Source organism: Pseudomonas sp. HP_14 (assembly GCF_055283875.1).
In genome coordinates this window covers 300,591-318,297 of the sequence record NZ_JBTOQI010000001.1, presented here as the reverse complement: position 1 = coordinate 318,297, position 17,707 = coordinate 300,591, and the positions used below count along the sequence as shown (strand labels likewise).

Below are 17,707 nucleotides of genomic sequence, written 5' to 3'. Positions count from 1 at the left end.
AGGACTAGGTAAATTGCCGGTAAAGGCGCTTTGCTTGTCACGCATCTGTGCTTATTGTTCACCCTCCTGAAAGTCCCATCCGCAATGGTTGATTTATTCATGCAATTGTCTGGCCCCCGTAGTTCCCGTCGCTGGCTCCTCAGCCTGTTGGTCCTGTTGATTATCGTCGGCCTGTGCTGGTGGTTGTGGCCGACATCTGCGCCGAACAAAGAGGGCGCAAGCCGCAAGGCTGGAGGTGCGGCTCAAAGTGGCATTGCCCGACCAGGATTTGGTGGCTCAACCGTTGCTGTACCGGTACGGGTCGCGCCTGCGGTGTTGGGTGATTTCCCTATTTACTACAAGGCGCTGGGTACGGTGACTGCGATGAACACCATCAACGTGCGCAGCCGGGTCGCAGGGGAACTGGTCAAAATCAACTTTCAGGAAGGGCAGATGGTCAAGGCCGGAGACTTGCTGGCCGAGATCGACCCGCGCAGTTATCAGATTGCCTTGCAGCAGGCTGAGGGCACCCTGGCGACCAATCAGGCACTGTTGAAAAACGCGCAGCTGGACGTACAGCGTTATCGCGGGCTGTACGCCGAAGACAGCATTGCAAAACAGACCCTGGACACCGCCGAATCGCTGGTCAACCAGTATCAGGGCACGATCAAAACCAATCAGGCGGCGGTCGGCGACGCGAAGCTCAACCTCGAATTCACCCGTATTCGTGCACCGATTGCCGGCCGCATCGGCCTCAAACAGCTGGACGTCGGCAATCTGGTCGCGGCCAACGACACGACGGCGCTGGTGATCATCACTCAAACCAAGCCTATTAGTGTCGCATTCACGCTGCCGGAAAAAGACCTGTCGACAGTGATCGCACGTTATCGCAGCGGCGACAAACTGCCAGTGGAAGCCTGGGACCGTGGCGACGTGAAACAACAGGCCAAGGGCGTGCTCGCCAGCCTGGACAACCAGATCGATGTCGCTACCGGGACGTTGAAGTTCAAGGCGCGCTTCGATAATCAGGACGAGGTGCTGTTTCCTAACCAGTTCGTCAATGTGCATCTGCTGGCCGACACGCTCAAACAGGCTGTGCTGGTGCCAACAGCGGCTATCCAGTTCGGCACCAATGGCACTTTCGTCTACGCCATGGACGGTGACAACAAGGTCAAGATCCGAGCCCTCAAAACCGGTGCCAACAATGAGCAACAGACCGTCGTCAGTGAGGGGTTGTCAGCCGGTGATCGCGTGGTGCTGGAAGGTACTGACCGTCTGCGCGATGGCGCTGCGGTAGAAGTGGTCACCGACAGTAAGGATGTGCCGACTACGCCAGGTCAGCAGTTGCAGGGCAAACCGGGCAAGGGCAGTGATGAGTCGGCGTCGGTTGCCAAGGCGGAAAGTACGCGCGCATGAACATCTCCAGACTGTTCATCCTGCGGCCGGTCGCTACGACCCTGAGCATGCTTGCCATCGTTCTGGCCGGTTTGATCGCCTACAAATTGTTGCCGGTTTCTGCTTTGCCGCAAGTCGATTACCCGACTATCCGGGTGATGACGTTGTACCCCGGCGCAAGTCCGCAAGTGATGACCAGTGCTGTAACCGCGCCACTTGAACGCCAGTTCGGCCAGATGCCGGGCCTGAGCCAGATGGCGTCCACCAGTTCCGGTGGCGCGTCGGTGATCACCTTGCGCTTCAGCCTGGACCTGAACATGGATGTGGCAGAGCAATCGGTGCAGGCTGCCATCAATGCCGCAACCAATCTTTTGCCGACGGATTTGCCCGCGCCGCCGGTTTACAACAAGGTCAACCCGGCAGATACCCCGGTCCTGACACTGGCTATCACCTCCAAAACCATGCTGTTGCCCAAGCTCAACGATCTGGTCGACACGCGCATGGCGCAGAAGATCTCCCAGATCAGCGGGGTCGGCATGGTCAGTATTGCCGGTGGTCAGCGTCAGGCGGTACGGATCAAGGTTAACCCCGACGCCCTCGCGGCCAACGGGCTTAACCTGTCAGATGTGCGCACGTTGATTGGTGCTTCCAACGTCAATCAGCCCAAGGGCAACTTCGATGGCCCGACCCGCGTGTCGATGCTCGATGCCAATGACCAGCTCAAATCCCCTGAGGAATACGCCAATCTGATTCTGGCCTACAGCAACGGTGCGCCGCTGCGCCTGAAGGACGTTGCAGAAATTGTTGACGGCGCCGAGAACGAGCGTCTGGCAGCCTGGGCCAATGAGAATCAGGCGGTGCTGCTCAATATTCAGCGTCAGCCTGGTGCCAACGTCATTGAGGTGGTGGACCGGATCAAGGCACTGCTCCCGAGCATTACCGATAACCTGCCAGCGGGGCTGGATGTCGCGGTCCTGACAGACCGCACCCAGACGATTCGTGCCTCGGTCAAAGACGTGCAGCACGAATTGCTGATTGCCATCGTGCTCGTCGTCCTGGTTACCTTCCTGTTTCTGCGTCGCTTCAGCGCCACGATCATTCCGTCGATTGCTGTGCCGCTGTCGCTTGTGGGCACTTTCGGTGTGATGTATCTGGCGGGGTTTTCGGTCAATAACCTGACCTTGATGGCGATGACAATTGCCACCGGGTTCGTGGTCGACGATGCCATCGTCATGCTGGAAAACATTTCCCGGCATATCGAAGAGGGCGAGTCGCCTATGCAGGCTGCTCTCAAGGGCGCCAAGCAGATTGGTTTCACGCTGGTATCGCTGACCATCTCCCTGATTGCCGTATTGATCCCGCTGCTGTTCATGGCGGACGTAGTAGGGCGGTTGTTCCGCGAGTTTGCCATTACGCTGGCGGTCGCCATCCTGATATCGCTGGTGGTGTCGCTGACCCTGACGCCGATGATGTGTGCCCGTTTGCTGAAGCGCGAGCCGAGGGAAGAAGAACAAAGCCGTTTCTACCGGGCCAGTGGCGCCTGGCTGGACTGGTTGGTGGAGGCGTACGGCAACAAGTTGCGTTGGGTACTCAAGCATCAACCTCTCACGCTGCTGGTGGCCATCGGCACACTGGCATTGACCGTTTTCCTGTACATGGTCGTGCCCAAGGGCTTCTTTCCCGTGCAGGACACCGGCGTCATCCAGGGTATCTCCGAGGCACCGCAATCTGTGTCGTTCGCGGCAATGAGCGAACGCCAGCAGTCCTTGGCGAAGATCATTCTGCAAGACCCCGACGTGGCAAGCCTTTCATCCTATATCGGTGTCGATGGCGACAACGCCACGCTCAACAGTGGTCGTCTGTTGATCAACCTCAAGACGCATGCCGAGCGCGATGTCACCGCGACCGAGATTATTCAGCGTCTGCAGCCGCAGTTGGACAAGTTGTCGGGTATCCGGCTGTTCCTGCAACCGGTGCAAGACCTGACCATCGAGGATCGGGTCAGTCGAACCCAGTATCAATTCAGCATGTCGTCGCCGGATGCCGAACTGCTCAGTCTGTGGAGCGGGCGCTTGGTGGATGCGTTGAGTAAACGTCCCGAACTGACCGATGTCGCCAGTGACTTGCAGGACAAAGGTCTGCAGGTCTACCTGAACATTGACCGGGATGCGGCAAGCCGCCTCGGGGTCACCGTGGCCAATATCACCGATGCGTTGTATGACGCGTTTGGCCAGCGGCAGATTTCCACGATCTACACCCAGGCCAGTCAGTACCGGGTGGTGCTGCAGGCAGCGACGGCCAGCGAGTTGGGGCCGGAAGCGCTGGAGCAGATTCATGTCAAAACCACCGACGGCGCTCAGGTCAAACTGTCGAGTCTGGCGCATGTCGAACAGCGTCAGGCGCAACTGGCCATTGCGCACCTGGGGCAGTTTCCGGCGGTCATGATGTCCTTCAATCTGGCGCCCGATGTCGCTCTGGGCGCAGCTGTAGAAGTCATTCAACAGGTTGAGAAAGACATCGGCATGCCAATTGGTGTGCAGACTGAATTCCAGGGCGCGGCTCAGGCCTTCCAGGCGTCTCTGTCCAGCACCCTGCTGCTGATTCTCGCAGCGGTCGTGACCATGTACATCGTGCTGGGTGTGCTGTACGAGAGTTACATTCATCCGATCACTATTCTTTCGACATTGCCGTCAGCGGCGGTCGGCGCTTTGCTGGCCTTGCTGATCAGTGGCAATGATCTGGGCATGATCGCGATTATCGGCATCATCCTGCTGATCGGTATCGTCAAGAAAAACGCCATCATGATGATCGATTTTGCCCTCGACGCTGAGCGTAATCGAGGCGTAGATCCCGAGACAGCGATCTACGAGGCGGCGTTGCTGCGTTTTCGGCCGATCCTCATGACCACCATGGCGGCGCTGTTCGGCGCGGTACCGCTAATGTTGGCAAGTGGTTCCGGCGCTGAATTGCGCCAGCCATTGGGGCTGGTGATGGTTGGCGGCCTGATGCTGAGTCAGGTGCTGACGTTGTTCACGACGCCCGTTATTTATCTCTATTTTGACCGGATGGGACGCCGCTGGAGCCGCAAGCCGGATTCAAGTGCGCGTCTGGAGCAGGCTGACGCATGAACCTGTCCGGCCCTTTTATCCGCAGACCGGTAGCAACCATGCTGCTCAGTCTGGCGATCATGCTGCTGGGAGGCGTCAGCTTTGGGCTGCTGCCGGTGGCGCCGCTGCCGAATATGGATTTCCCGGTCATCGTGGTTTCTGCGAGTTTGCCGGGGGCCAGCCCGGAAATCATGGCCTCCAGTGTTGCCACGCCGCTGGAGCGCTCGTTGGGTTCGATCGCCGGTATTAACACCATGAGCAGTCGATCAAGCCAGGGCTCCACACGGGTGATTCTGCAGTTCGACCTGGACCGCGATATCAATGGTGCGGCGCGAGAGGTGCAAGCGGCGATCAATGCATCGCGCAATCTGCTGCCCAGCGGGATGCGCAGCATGCCGACTTATAAAAAGGTCAACCCGTCCCAGGCGCCAATCATGGTCTTGTCGCTGACCTCCGAAGTGCTGGAGAAGGGCGAGCTCTACGATATGGCGTCGACCATCCTTTCCCAAAGCCTGTCTCAGGTCAGTGGCGTCGGCGAGGTACAGATCGGCGGCAGTTCGCTGCCTGCGGTGCGAATCGAGCTTGAGCCGCAATTGCTGGATCAGTACGGCGTATCGCTGGACGAGGTGCGCACGGCGGTGAACGCCGCCAATGTCCGTCGTCCAAAGGGGGCGGTGGAAAACTCCAAGTACAACTGGCAGGTTCAGGCCAACGATCAACTGGAAAAAGCATCGGATTATGAGTCGCTGATCATTCGTTATCAGGACGGCGCAGCATTACGCCTCAAGGATGTCGCGAAGGTCAGCGACGGCGTGGAAAACCGCTACAACTCAGGCTTCTTCAACAAAAAGCCTGCAGTGCTGCTGGTGATCAACCGCCAGGCAGGCGCCAACATCATTGAAACCGTTGCGCAGATCAAAGCGCAGTTGCCTGCTCTGGAGGCCGTGTTGCCCGCCAGTGCCACGTTGAAGGTTGCGATGGATCGCTCGCCGGTGATCAAGGCCACGTTGCATGAGGCGGAGATGACGCTGTTGATCGCCGTGATTCTGGTGATCCTGGTGGTTTACCTGTTCCTCGGCAACTTCCGCGCATCGCTGATCCCGACCCTGGCCGTACCCGTTTCGTTGGTCGGCACCTTCGCGATCATGTACCTGTACGGATTTTCCCTGAACAACCTGTCGTTGATGGCCTTGATACTTGCCACGGGGCTGGTGGTCGACGATGCGATCGTGGTGCTGGAAAACATTTCCCGGCATATCGACAAGGGGCTGGCCCCCTTGCAAGCAGCCTATCTGGGTGCCAAAGAGGTGGGCTTCACTCTGTTGGCCATGAACGTATCGCTGGTGGCAGTGTTCATCTCGATCCTGTTCATGGGCGGTCTGGTGGAAAGCCTGTTCCGCGAGTTCTCCATTACGCTTTCGGCATCGATCATTGTGTCGCTCGTCGTGTCGCTGACGCTGACCCCGATGCTCTGCGCGCGCTGGCTCAAACCTCACGTGCCGGGCAGCGAAAATGCTTTGCAGCGCTGGAGCAGCCGGGTCAACGATCGCATGGTGGCGGGTTACGACCGCAGTCTGGGTTGGGTGATGCGCCATCGGCGTCTGACGCTGCTCAGCCTGCTGGTGACGGTGGTGGTTAACGTGGCGTTGTACGTGGTGGTGCCCAAGACCTTCCTGCCCACCCAGGACACCGGGCAACTGATGGGTTTCGTCCGTGGCGATGACGGGCTGTCGTTCACGGTCATGCAGCCGAAAATGGAGAAGTTTCGCGACGCTATTCTTGCCGACCCGGCGGTGGACACCGTGGCGGGTTTTATTGGTGGCAGCAACGGCACCAACAATGCGTTCATGCTGGTACGTCTGAAACCCGTCTCGGAGCGCAAGCTCACTGCCGAACAGGTGGTGGAGCGCTTGCGCAAGGAAATGCCCAAGGTACCGGGCGGCCGCGTTTTCCTGTCGCCTGACCAGGATCTGCAATTGGGTGGCGGGCGAGAGCAGACGACTTCGGCGTATCAGTACATCCTGCAAAGCGGTGATCTGAATGCGCTGCGTGATTGGTATCCCAAAGTGGTGGCGGCGCTCAAATCCCTTCCCGAGCTGACGGCTATCGATGCGCGCGAAGGGCGCGGCGCGCAGCAGGTCACGTTGCAGGTCGACCGCGATGCCGCCAAACGCCTGGGTATCGACATGGACATGGTCACAGCGGTGCTCAACAACGCTTATAGCCAGCGTCAGGTCTCGACGATTTATGACAGCCTCAACCAGTACAAGGTGGTGATGGAAGTCAATCCTAAGTTTGCTCAGGACCCGGCGACCCTTGAGCAGGTCCAGGTGATCACTGCGGACGGTAATCGAGTGCCATTGTCGAGTATTGCCCGTTATGAGCGCAGCCTGGCAGATGACACGGTTTCCCATGACGGGCAGTTCGCTTCGGAGAATATTTCCTTTGATCTGGCCGAAGGCTACAGCCTCGATCAGGCTACAGTGGCCATTGAGCGCGCCGTAGCTGAAGTGGGCTTGCCCTCGGACGTTATCGCCAAGATGGCCGGCACTGCCGATGCCTTCGCCGCGACCCAGAAAAGCCAGCCCTGGATGATTCTCGGCGCGTTACTGGCGGTGTATCTGGTGCTGGGTATCCTGTACGAAAGCTATATCCACCCGCTGACGATCCTGTCCACGCTGCCGTCAGCCGGGGTAGGGGCCTTGTTGAGCATCTATGTGCTGGGTTCGCAGTTCAGCCTGATTTCTCTACTGGGGCTGTTCCTGTTGATCGGGGTGGTGAAGAAAAACGCCATCATGATGATCGACCTCGCGCTGCAACTGGAACGTGACAGTGGCATGACCCCGGTCGAATCGATTCGCGCCGCGTGCCTGCAACGTCTGCGGCCTATTCTGATGACTACCATGGCGGCCATTCTCGGCGCCTTGCCGCTGCTGCTGAGCACGGCTGATGGCGCTGAAATGCGTCGTCCATTGGGTCTGTGCATCATAGGCGGGCTGGTCTTCAGCCAGGTACTGACCCTTTACACCACCCCGGTGGTCTACCTCTATCTCGACCGTTTGCGCCACCGCTTCAACAACTGGCGTGGCGTGCGTACCGATGCCGCTTTGGAAACTCCGCTATGACCGCACAACAGAAGATCAACCGTCTGAAAAACTGGCCTGTACACACGCTGTGCCTGGCGTTATCTGTTGCGCTGCTGAGTGCCTGTGCGGTGGGGCCGGATTATGAAAAGCCGCAGATGGCAACGCCCGCGCAGTTCAAGGCGGCAGAGGGCTGGACCCAGGCTTCGCCCAGCGATGCGATTGCCCGCGGCGCCTGGTGGGAAATTTACGGCGACACGCAACTGAACGGCCTGGTCGAGAAGCTCAACAGGTCAAACCAGACCGTGGCCCAGTACGAGGCCCAGTATCGCCAGGCCAAGGCGCTGGTTCGCAGCTCTCGCGGGGCTTTCTTTCCGACGCTTGATTTCTCCGCTGGCAAGACCCGTTCAAGCCAGGGTACGGGCAGCAGCAGTTCGAGCCTGAGCAGTTCAAGCAGCGGCATTCGTGACACCTACAACACGCAACTGGGCGTCAGTTGGGAGGCCGATATCTGGGGCAAGCTGCGCCGTGGACTGGAGGCCGACACTGCCAGCGCCCAGGCAAGCCTCGCGGACCTTGCCGCCATGCAACTGAGCCTGCAATCGGAGTTGGTGCAGAACTACTTGCAGCTACGTGTCATCGACGAGCAAAAGCGCTTGCTTGAAGCCACTGTCGAGGCGTATCAGCGTTCGTTGACCCTGACCCAGAATCAATACCGCGCGGGTATTTCCGGGCGTGACTCCGTAGCGCAGGCGCAAACCCAGCTTAAAAGCACTCAGGCTGATCTGATCGATCTGGTCTGGCAGCGCGCGCAATTCGAGAACGCCATTGCCGTGCTCATGGGCCAGGCACCGGCGGACTTTAATCTGGCCGCCAGCACGTCGATCCCCCCGCTGCCTGCAATTCCCTTGGAGTTACCGTCGCAGTTGCTTGAGCGCCGCCCGGATATTGCCGCGGCGGAGCGTTCGGTCATGGCAGCCAATGCCAATATCGGTATCGCCAAAGCGGCGTATTACCCGGACCTGACCTTGAGCATGAGCGGTGGTTACAGCAGCAGTACCTTCTCCAACTGGGTCAGCCTGCCCAATCGTTTCTGGTCAGTGGGGCCGCAACTGGCGATGACGCTTTTCGATGGAGGTCAGCGTTCTGCGGAAGTGGATCGAACTGAAGCCGTCTACGACCAGACGGTCGCGCAGTATCGGCAGACGGTCCTGAGCGGTTTTCAGGAAGTAGAAAATTACCTGGTTCAGCTCAAAGTCTACGAAGACGAAGCCAGCGTGCGCGCCGAGGCGCTGGATGCCGCCCGTGAATCCCTGCGGCTGACCAGTAATCAGTACAAGGCTGGCCTGATCGGTTACCTGGACGTGGTCAACGTCCAGGCCACCGCCCTGAGCAATGAGCGTAGCGTGCTGACCTTGCTGCAAAGCCGGCTGATTGCCAGCGTTCAGCTGATCGCCGCGTTGGGTGGGGGCTGGGATGCGCAACGTGGTCTGGATATACAGGCGGATAAGGATTGAAGGATCGACTCCGTGCAAGTGCTTCAAAGAAGGCTTTGCTGAAAGGCTGTCTATTGTGAGCGCACTTCATTGTTGGGGCGAGGCTTGCCCGCGAAAAGACGATAATGAAGGCTATCTGCCTGACCTCGTCGTCTGATTCGCGGGCAAGCCTCGCTACAACAGGCATCGGGTACGTTAAAATTTCTGATTGATGGCTATGCGCCATATTTTCGACGAGTGACCGCCACAACCTGTTGAACTCCCGGTAGAATCGCCTTTTTTGACTGGGCATGGATACGCTCATTTATCCAGGTCGCGGTCATCCATGCTGATTGGCAGTTACACCTCGTCGTTGGTTCTGGTTTCAATTTTCGTCGCTATCCTCGCTTCCTATACCGCGCTTGACCTGGCTGGCCGCATTGCGTCGTCCAAAGGACGGGTTGCTGCTCTGTGGATGGCTGGTGGTGCCTGCTCCATGGGCGTAGGCATCTGGTCCATGCACTTCATTGGCATGCTGGCTTTCGATCTGCCGATCGAACTGGCTTTTGACCTGCCCATTACATGCCTTTCACTGCTGATTGCGGTTCTTTCTTCAGGATTTGCCCTGTGGTTGGTCAGCCAGCCGCAATTGCCTTTGCCAGTTCTGGGCCTGGGTGCGTTGTTCATGGGGGCGGGCATCAGCGCCATGCATTACACCGGCATGGCATCTCTGCGTATGTATCCAGGAATCACCTACGACCCCGGCACAGTTCTGCTCTCACTGGCCATTGCGATTGCTGCTTCGGCGGCTGCACTGTGGATTGCCTTTCGCTTGCGCCAACAGACGCCCCATGTACGCGTTGCCCGTGGCGCAGCAGCGGTGGTCATGGGCATGGCAATTGTCGGCATGCATTACACCGGCATGGCGGCGGCGAGTTTTTCTGAAGACAGCTACTGCGGCGCCCTTGCTGACGGTATTCACTTCACCGGCCTGTTCTCATTGGTGCTGGTCGCCACCCTGGCGGTATTGACCTTCACGTTGCTGACATCAGTCCTCGACGCAAGGCTTGAGGCCAGGACCGCTGAGCTGTCCCAATCCCTTATTCAGGTCAACCGTGAGCTGATGCACATGGCCCAGCACGACACATTGACCGGGTTGCCGAACCGGGTGTTGCTGGCTGAACGAATCCAGCAGGCCATGCGGCGCGTTGACGCCAAAGGCGGTTGTTTTGCGCTCATGTTCATGGATCTGGATGGCTTCAAACCCGTCAACGATGCGTTTGGTCATCACGTGGGTGATCAGCTGTTGCGGGAAGTGGGGTTGCGTTTGCGAGCCAATCTGCACCGTCGCGATACCCTGGCGCGCATCGGTGGCGATGAGTTCGTGCTGCTGGTTGAAGTGGATGACATTCAGGACACGGCGTGCATCGCTGCCCGCCAGGTCAGTGTGATTGCCCAGCAGTTCCATATCGCAGGTCAATTGCTGCAAGTGTCGGTCAGCATCGGCATAGCGCTTTACCCAGGCTGCGGGCAAACCCAGGAAGAGTTGCTGATGAATGCCGATGCGGCGATGTACCACGCGAAGGCGGCCGGTAAAAACGGCTACAGCTTCTTTGATACCACCATGAATACCAATGCGCGCAATCAGTTGGAGCTGCTGCAAGAGTTGCGCATAGCCCTCAAGTACAAGCACTTTTGCCTGTTCTATCAACCCAAGTTTGACGCTATCAGCGGCGAACCGGTGGGGGCCGAAGCGCTGTTGCGCTGGAATCATCCGCAGAAAGGTCTGTTGTTGCCTGACTCGTTTATCGGCCTCGCGGAAAAGACCGGCCTGATTGTCAGTATCGGTGAGTGGGTCCTCGACGAAGCCTGTCGCCAGATGCGTATCTGGGCTGACATGGGGTATGGCCATTGGCGTGTCGCGGTGAACCTGTCGACGCTGCAATTCTGTCACTCCAGTCTGGTCGACACGGTGGCCAGGTCGCTTGAGCGTCATGGTCTGCCAGCCAACAGCCTGACGCTGGAAATCACTGAGACCACGGCGATGAGTGACGCCGATGCGAGTGTGGCGGTATTGCAGCAGTTGTCGGAAATGGGCGTGGATTTGTCCATCGATGATTTTGGCACCGGCTATTCGAGCCTGATGTACCTCAAGCGACTGCCTGCCAACGAGCTCAAGATTGATCGCGGCTTCGTTCGCGATCTGGAGCATGACAGCGATGACGCAGCGATCATTTCAGCCATTGTCGCGGTCGGTCAGGCGCTGAACCTGCGGATTGTCGCCGAGGGGATCGAGACAGATCGTCAACAAAGTTTCCTGACGCGCCTGGGCTGCGACTCGCTGCAAGGCTATCTGCTCGGCCATCCGCTCCCTGCGGAGCGCTTCATGGCAGACATTCATGCGGCCAGAGCTGCTACCGTATTGGCGGGCTAGACTGGTAACCTCGAACCGCTGCGGTGCAGTAAAGATTGGCTCCTATCAAATAAACATTCAGGATGAACGCATTCCTGTAGGCGTGAGCTTGCTCGCGATAGCGTCTGTTCAGGCTATTGATTCGTCGGCCATAAAACTGAATCGCGAGCAATGTGGATCGCCACCCCGGTCACTGCTACAGGTGCGACGTCTGCCGCGATTGAGTGCCATGAGAGGGTCCAGATCACTTCTGGCCATTAAGTTTTAGCTGGATCAGGGTCATGCGTACCTTTAAAGGAGACATTTATGGATAAAGTTCTCATCATCACGGGCGGTTCCCGTGGTATTGGCGCAGCCACTGCGTTGCTTGCTGCTTCGCAGGGTTACCGAATCTGCATTAATTACCTCTCCGATCACCGCGCCGCAGATGAAGTGTGTGAGCAAGTTCGGGCCCTGGGCGCCAGCGTGTTTGCCGTTCAGGCTGACGTCAGTAACGAAGATGAAATTATTCGTTTATTCGCCCGCGTCGATGCCGAACTCGGTCCGGTGACTCATCTGGTCAACAATGCCGCTACCGTCGCTCACGCTTCCCGTGTCGAGGAACTGACCGAGTTTCGTTTGCTGAAAATGATGATGACCAATGTGGTAGGTCCGATGCTGTGCAGCAAGCACGCGCTGATGCGCATGTCTCCACGCCATGGCGGTAAAGGTGGCAGCATCGTCAATGTGTCCTCGGTAGCATCGCGCCTCGGTTCACCCGGTGAATACGTTGACTACGCCGCTTCAAAGGGCGCGCTCGACACCTTCACCACAGGCCTGGCTCGTGAAGTGGCAGGCGAGGGCATCCGCGTCAATGCCGTTCGCCCGGGCTACATTTTTACTGACTTTCATGCCCTGAGCGGCGACCCGCACCGGGTCAGCAAGCTGGAGTCCGGTATTCCCATGGGCCGTGGCGGCGTTGCCGAGGAAGTCGCTGAAGCCATCGTCTGGCTGCTGTCGGAGAAGGCTTCATATGCGACCGGCACGTTCATTGATCTGGGGGGCGGTCGCTGATTCGCTCAATTCGCAAGCATTGAGTGAATGATCCGTCCCAGGGTCTGCATGGCTTTGTCTGATGCGTCATTCCAGACACCGCCGTAATTCAGACGGATGCAGTGGCGGAAGCGCCGGGTGGGAGAAAAGATCGGCCCCGGCGCGATGCTGATGCCTTGAGCCAGCGCCGTTTTGAAAACGTGCAGTGAGTCGACTTGCTCCGGGAGTTCCAGCCACAGGAAATAGCCGCCCGTGGGCTGGCTGACCCTGGTTTGCGCAGGAAAATAACGCCCTATGGCGCCGAGCATCGCCCGTTGCTGATCCTCAAGGGCATAACGCAGTTTGCGTAGATGCCGGTCGTAGCCGCCGTGCTGTAAATAGTCGGCAATCGCCGCCTGAGCAGGCATCGATGCGCAGAGCGATGTCATCAGCTTCAGCCGCTCGATTTTTTGCGCGTAGCGTCCGGCCGCTACCCAGCCAATTCGATAACCGGGGGCCAGGCTCTTGGCGAAGGACCCGCAGTGCATGACCAGCCCTTGAGTGTCGAAGGCCTTGGCCGGCTTAGGCGCATGGGGGCCGTAATACAGTTCTGCGTAGACATCATCTTCGATCAGTGGGACTTGATGTTCCGCGAGCAAGGCCACCAATGCTTGTTTGCGTGCCTCAGGCACCAGTGCGCCAGTCGGATTCTGAAAACTGGTCATGCACCAGCACGCCTTGATCGGATGGCGTTCCAGCGTTTGCGCAAGGATGTCCAGATCAATACCGTCCCGGGGGTGTACCGGGATTTCCACGGCCTTGAGTTTGAGGCGCTCCAGTACCTGCAGGCAGGCATAAAAGGCGGGCGCTTCGATGGCGACAAGATCGCCAGGCTGCGTGACGGCCTGCAAGCAAAGATTCAGCGCCTCCAGAGCACCGTTGGTGATCAGCAGCTCTTCCATGGGCAACACCAGACCACCGGCCATGTAGCGCAGGGCGATTTGCCGGCGTAACTGGGGGTGTCCCGGTGACATATCAGTCACCACGACGCGTGGGTCCATGTCCCGGCTGGCGCTGGCAAGTGAGCGAGACAGACGTTGCATGGGGAACAACATCGGGCTGGGGAATGCTGAGCCGAAGGGCACGGTGTTAGGGTCTTTGATCGAACCCAGCACCGAAAATACCAGTTCGCTGACATCGACTTCAGTGGACTCGCCGACATGATGAGCCTCAATGAGCGGTTCGCTGAATGCGACGCCTGACTGATCAAGTGCCTTGGCGTTGACGAAATAGCCGGAGCGGGGCCGGGCACGGATCAGCCCGCGGCGTTCGAGCAGGTAATAAGCCTGGAACACCGTCGATGGGCTGATACCGTGAGTCTGACTCGCATAACGGACTGACGGCACGCGCTGCCCCGGCGCCAGCACGCCGGTCCGGATCAGCTCGGCGATGTTATCGGCATACTTTTCGTAACGCTTCATGACGTCTCGCTGGCTATGTTCGATCATGTCGGACGCTCATCTGAATCACTGGGCAGTGCACAACAGAGTGAGCGACGCGACGTATTGAAAACAGGGCCAGCTTAACGATTAAAAACCGGATCAGATACCATCAGGTCTTCGTATCTACGGGTTCAAATGACGGTCTGCGAATCCTCTTCGTCACGATCCACCGTGTGATGCCGCAGATCCCGCGCCTTGTAAATGGTCAGGGCATCGGCTTCCGCTTCAGTGATGGGCACCTTGATGCCATCAATCTCCGCTTCAGACATGTGGGTTGCATCGTTGGTGGTGATCGAAACTTCAACAGTAGGGCTGGTGAAGCGCACGCCATCGATCTCGGCCGAACAGTGCGCGTAGGTTGCATCGAATTGCAGAGGCATGGTGATCTCCTTTCACGGGGCTGCTTGATTTACGACCGTGCGGACAATGGAGTGTTAGCCCGCACTCTTGCCGTCCGTCGCTGTCCATTTATGCGGATCACCCGTGGCACTCACTGGCTTGAGTTGTCGTGGGACCGGCTTTAGCCGGGAAGGCCAGGTCCGCAAAGACGAACATGCCGTGGATGTACCGGCCTGTTCACGGCTAAGCCGGTCCCGCGCCAACATTGGATAGCGCTTTTCCAGATATTTAAGGAGCAGCAATGAATGCATGGTGGCAAGAAGTCTGGGTAGCGCTTCAAGCGGAATTTTCCGATATCACCGATGCCACCCAACTGACGCAGGTCACGGTCAGGCTTACGCTCGCCGCGGTGCTCGGCGGAATTCTAGGGTTTGAGCGAGAGCATAAGGGCAAGGCGGCAGGCGTTCGCACTCATATGCTGGTAGCAATGGGCGCGGCATTATTTGTCCTCGCACCGCGGATGGCCGGCGCTGATGACGCTGCGCTGAGTCGGGTTATTCAGGGGATTGTTGCCGGCATTGGTTTTCTCGGCGCAGGGACGATTCTCAAGGATCGCGCGCAGAGGACCGATCAGGTCAAAGGCCTGACGACTTCTGCCGGGCTATGGATGACCGCCGCGATCGGAATCGCGGCGGGTATGGGGCGGGAGGCCACGGCGTTGTTGAGTACTGTGCTCGCACTGGGGATTCTGAGTCTGATGCCGGTAGTGATCGGCAAAATAGATCCCGCTGAGCACAACCCCGATAAAAAGGACGGTTCGGAAAAGCCGTGACGCAAATAAGCGCCTATTCGGGAAAGTCCTGACCCAGGATAGCGGGCGGTTCTTCTGGCGGCGGATCACCTACCGGGGTAGGGATGACCGGGGGCATAGTCGGCGGAGGGTCCTGCTCAGGCTTGGGTACCGGCAGTGCCGGGTCATCAATCATCGGATCGGGCGTTTCTGGCGGAATAGGGATGTTCATTGGCGTCACCTCTACGTGCTGGATGGCATAGGGCAAATGCGGTCGCAAAATGACATTTTTCTGGCCACGCCTGTTTCGACCACATGCTTTCGCGGATGGCTCACTCAATCGACAAGCGAACGATCAATCTCCGTCTAAGCTGACAGTCGTCTTGTGTTGCCTGACTGCAAACCTCTTTGAACTTTTCCCGTCCGTGACTGCTCGGAAACCAGCAGGCCGGATTCAGTCTCTCGACTGTGGCTGCCAGAAAATTCTTGCTCAGGTAGCCAGCGGTACGGCGGCCTGACCATCTTCATGCATGGATTGCACAGGAGCGTCCCCAGGGGCGTGAGGAGTGATGCTCGATGAATGTGACCGCTGATCAACCGTACGGCCCGGATTCCCTGGCCAGTGATGTACCACACCCGACTCGACCCCTACCTTTGACCCAAGCCTTGCAACTGCCGCGCATTGTGATTGAAGACACGACGCCGGTTATTGAAGGTGGGCTTTTTGCTGTCAAAGGGATCATTGGCCAGCCCGTCACGGTGACCAGCAAGGTATTTGCTGACGGTCACGACAAACTGGCTGTGCAAATTCGCTGGCGTTCGGCTACCGAAGACACCTGGCACAGCGCGTCCATGCAGGATCTGGGCAATGACAGCTGGGTCGGCGAATTCACGCCGACTGCTGTGAGTCGATATATCTTCCGGCTCGAAGCCTGGATCGACCAGTTCGCCAGTTATCGCTACGAGCTTGAGAAGAAGTTTGGCGCAGGCGTGTCCATCGAGTTGGAGTTGACCGAAGGCCGGATTCATCTTGAACATGCTGCAGAACGAAGTTCCGGTGAGCTCAAGGCGCAGATACTCCGTGTTCTGGGTGAGCTGGAGCGCGCGGAGCCCGAGGCAAGAGTGGCGCAGTTGCTGAACAGCGAAACGTCGGCCTTGATGAGTCAGGCTGACAATCATGCGTTTCTGAGCCGCAGCGTCGAGTTCCCGCTGGATGTGGAGCGCGAGCTCGCGCAATTTGCCAGTTGGTATGAGTTGTTTCCGCGTTCGATCACCGATGATCCGAATCGTCACGGCACCTTCAAGGATGTGCATTCCCGACTGCCCATGATCCGCGACATGGGTTTTGACGTGCTGTATTTCCCGCCGATCCACCCGATTGGACGCGCACATCGTAAAGGTCCGAACAACTCCCTGACGGCAGGCCCGGATGATCCAGGCAGCCCGTACGCTATTGGCAGTGAAGACGGCGGCCATGAAGCAATCCACCCGCAGTTGGGCAGCCGCGAAGATTTCCGCAACCTGGTCGCGGCAGCGGCCGACCACGGACTGGAGATCGCTCTGGACTTCGCCATTCAGTGTTCTCAGGATCACCCTTGGCTCAAGGAACATCCGGGCTGGTTCACCTGGCGCCCCGACGGCACGATCCGTTACGCGGAGAACCCGCCAAAGAAATATCAGGACATCGTCAACGTCGACTTCTACGCACCCGATGCAGTACCCGGGCTGTGGCTGGAGTTGCGTGATGTGGTGCTGGGTTGGGTCGAGGAGGGGGTTAAGATCTTCCGGGTGGACAACCCGCACACCAAACCGCTGCCATTCTGGCAGTGGATGATCGATGACATTCGCAGCCAGCACCCGGACGTGATGTTTCTCGCAGAGGCGTTCACCAAGCCAGCGATGATGGCGCGGCTGGGCAAGGTTGGTTACTCCCAGAGCTACACCTATTTCACCTGGCGTAACACCAAGGCCGAGTTGTCCGAATATTTCACGCAGCTTAATGAAGCGCCTTGGCGCGATTGCTACCGGCCGAATTTCTTTGTTAATACGCCGGACATCAACCCACACTTTTTGCATGAATCCGGACGTGCCGGATTTCTGATTCGGGCAGCGCTTGCAACCATGGGTTCTGGCCTGTGGGGTATGTATTCCGGCTTTGAGTTGTGTGAGTCGGCGCCCGTGCCAGGCAAGGAAGAGTACCTGAATTCCGAGAAGTATGAGATCCGACCTCGGGACTACACGGCGCCGGGCAATATCATTGCCGAGATTGCCCAACTCAATCGCATCCGGCGTCAGAATCCGGCGTTGCAGACGCACCTGGGCCTGAAGCTTTATACAGTCTGGAATGACAACATTCTGTACTTCGGCAAGCGCAGCGCCGATGGCAGCAACTTCATTCTGGTTGCCGTCAGCCTTGATCCATTCAATGCGCAGGAAGCGCATTTCGAGTTGCCTTTGTGGGAGATGGGTTTGCCAGATGATGCAGCGACTTCCGGGGAAGATTTAATGACCGGACACCGCTGGACCTGGTACGGGAAAAACCAGTTCATGCGTATCGATCCTTCGTATCAGCCTTTCGGCATCTGGCGTATCCAGTCCAACTAACAGGGAATG

The 17,707-nt window shown here is 58.2% G+C and carries 11 protein-coding genes; 8 read left to right on the top strand and 3 right to left on the bottom strand.

All coding sequences use genetic code 11. The features are described from left to right. Nucleotides 1-84: 84 nt before the first annotated feature. The 6 genes from ACYASS_RS01350 to ACYASS_RS01325 all read left to right on the top strand — a co-directional run bounded on the left by ACYASS_RS01350 (nucleotide 85) and on the right by ACYASS_RS01325 (nucleotide 12,505). Nucleotides 85-1,395, top strand: coding sequence for an MdtA/MuxA family multidrug efflux RND transporter periplasmic adaptor subunit (locus ACYASS_RS01350; RefSeq protein ID WP_463584752.1), 1,311 nt, complete (start codon nucleotides 85-87; stop codon nucleotides 1,393-1,395). Continuing rightward, a complete protein-coding gene (locus ACYASS_RS01345) occupies nucleotides 1,392-4,502 on the top strand; it encodes an MdtB/MuxB family multidrug efflux RND transporter permease subunit (protein ID WP_463584751.1) in 3,111 nt (1,036 codons plus the stop codon). Before ACYASS_RS01350 ends, ACYASS_RS01345 begins: the two co-directional genes overlap by 4 nt. Continuing rightward, nucleotides 4,499-7,606, top strand: a complete 3,108-nt coding sequence (locus ACYASS_RS01340; RefSeq protein WP_463584750.1) for a multidrug efflux RND transporter permease subunit — start codon at nucleotides 4,499-4,501, stop codon at nucleotides 7,604-7,606. Before ACYASS_RS01345 ends, ACYASS_RS01340 begins: the two co-directional genes overlap by 4 nt. Next, complete coding sequence (locus ACYASS_RS01335; protein WP_463584749.1) at nucleotides 7,603-9,081, top strand: efflux transporter outer membrane subunit; 1,479 nt, start codon at nucleotides 7,603-7,605, stop codon at nucleotides 9,079-9,081. Before ACYASS_RS01340 ends, ACYASS_RS01335 begins: the two co-directional genes overlap by 4 nt. 304 nt (nucleotides 9,082-9,385) lie before the next feature. Continuing rightward, nucleotides 9,386-11,473: a putative bifunctional diguanylate cyclase/phosphodiesterase gene (locus ACYASS_RS01330; RefSeq protein WP_463584748.1), complete on the top strand. Its 2,088-nt coding sequence runs from the start codon at nucleotides 9,386-9,388 to the stop codon at nucleotides 11,471-11,473. A gap of 285 nt (nucleotides 11,474-11,758) precedes the next feature. Further along, on the top strand, nucleotides 11,759-12,505 hold the full coding sequence (locus tag ACYASS_RS01325) for an SDR family oxidoreductase (protein ID WP_463584747.1): 747 nt from the start codon (nucleotides 11,759-11,761) through the stop codon (nucleotides 12,503-12,505). A gap of 5 nt (nucleotides 12,506-12,510) precedes the next feature. Here the strand turns inward: ACYASS_RS01325 and mapR are convergent, their stop codons facing one another. Together mapR and ACYASS_RS01315 are read right to left on the bottom strand one after the other, a co-directional pair. Beyond that, entirely contained in the window at nucleotides 12,511-13,944 is a 1,434-nt protein-coding gene (mapR, locus tag ACYASS_RS01320; protein WP_463584892.1) for a GntR family transcriptional regulator MpaR, read from the bottom strand. A gap of 152 nt (nucleotides 13,945-14,096) precedes the next feature. Continuing rightward, nucleotides 14,097-14,345, bottom strand: coding sequence for a DUF3203 family protein (locus ACYASS_RS01315; RefSeq protein WP_463584746.1), 249 nt, complete (start codon nucleotides 14,343-14,345; stop codon nucleotides 14,097-14,099). Nucleotides 14,346-14,605: 260 nt separating this feature from the next. Here ACYASS_RS01315 and ACYASS_RS01310 point away from each other — a divergent pair, with 260 nt between their 5' ends. Then, nucleotides 14,606-15,136, top strand: coding sequence for an MgtC/SapB family protein (locus tag ACYASS_RS01310; RefSeq protein ID WP_463584745.1), 531 nt, complete (start codon nucleotides 14,606-14,608; stop codon nucleotides 15,134-15,136). A gap of 13 nt (nucleotides 15,137-15,149) precedes the next feature. Here the strand turns inward: ACYASS_RS01310 and ACYASS_RS01305 are convergent, their stop codons facing one another. Next, complete coding sequence (locus tag ACYASS_RS01305; protein WP_243246926.1) at nucleotides 15,150-15,326, bottom strand: hypothetical protein; 177 nt, start codon at nucleotides 15,324-15,326, stop codon at nucleotides 15,150-15,152. Nucleotides 15,327-15,670: 344 nt separating this feature from the next. Here ACYASS_RS01305 and ACYASS_RS01300 point away from each other — a divergent pair, with 344 nt between their 5' ends. Then, nucleotides 15,671-17,698, top strand: a complete 2,028-nt coding sequence (locus ACYASS_RS01300; RefSeq protein WP_463584744.1) for an alpha-1,4-glucan--maltose-1-phosphate maltosyltransferase — start codon at nucleotides 15,671-15,673, stop codon at nucleotides 17,696-17,698. Nucleotides 17,699-17,707: the final 9 nt, after the last annotated feature.

What these genes read in the sequence shown, in the direction of transcription:
- ACYASS_RS01350 (WP_463584752.1), top strand. Translation starts at nt 85, where the DNA reads ATGGTTGATTTATTCATGCAATTGTCTGGCCCCCGTAGTTCCCGTCGC.
- ACYASS_RS01345 (WP_463584751.1), top strand. Translation starts at nt 1,392, where the DNA reads ATGAACATCTCCAGACTGTTCATCCTGCGGCCGGTCGCTACGACCCTG.
- ACYASS_RS01340 (WP_463584750.1), top strand. Translation starts at nt 4,499, where the DNA reads ATGAACCTGTCCGGCCCTTTTATCCGCAGACCGGTAGCAACCATGCTG.
- ACYASS_RS01335 (WP_463584749.1), top strand. Translation starts at nt 7,603, where the DNA reads ATGACCGCACAACAGAAGATCAACCGTCTGAAAAACTGGCCTGTACAC.
- ACYASS_RS01330 (WP_463584748.1), top strand. Translation starts at nt 9,386, where the DNA reads ATGCTGATTGGCAGTTACACCTCGTCGTTGGTTCTGGTTTCAATTTTC.
- ACYASS_RS01325 (WP_463584747.1), top strand. Translation starts at nt 11,759, where the DNA reads ATGGATAAAGTTCTCATCATCACGGGCGGTTCCCGTGGTATTGGCGCA.
- mapR (WP_463584892.1), bottom strand. Translation starts at nt 13,944, where the DNA reads ATGAAGCGTTACGAAAAGTATGCCGATAACATCGCCGAGCTGATCCGG.
- ACYASS_RS01315 (WP_463584746.1), bottom strand. Translation starts at nt 14,345, where the DNA reads ATGCCTCTGCAATTCGATGCAACCTACGCGCACTGTTCGGCCGAGATC.
- ACYASS_RS01310 (WP_463584745.1), top strand. Translation starts at nt 14,606, where the DNA reads ATGAATGCATGGTGGCAAGAAGTCTGGGTAGCGCTTCAAGCGGAATTT.
- ACYASS_RS01305 (WP_243246926.1), bottom strand. Translation starts at nt 15,326, where the DNA reads ATGAACATCCCTATTCCGCCAGAAACGCCCGATCCGATGATTGATGAC.
- ACYASS_RS01300 (WP_463584744.1), top strand. Translation starts at nt 15,671, where the DNA reads ATGAATGTGACCGCTGATCAACCGTACGGCCCGGATTCCCTGGCCAGT.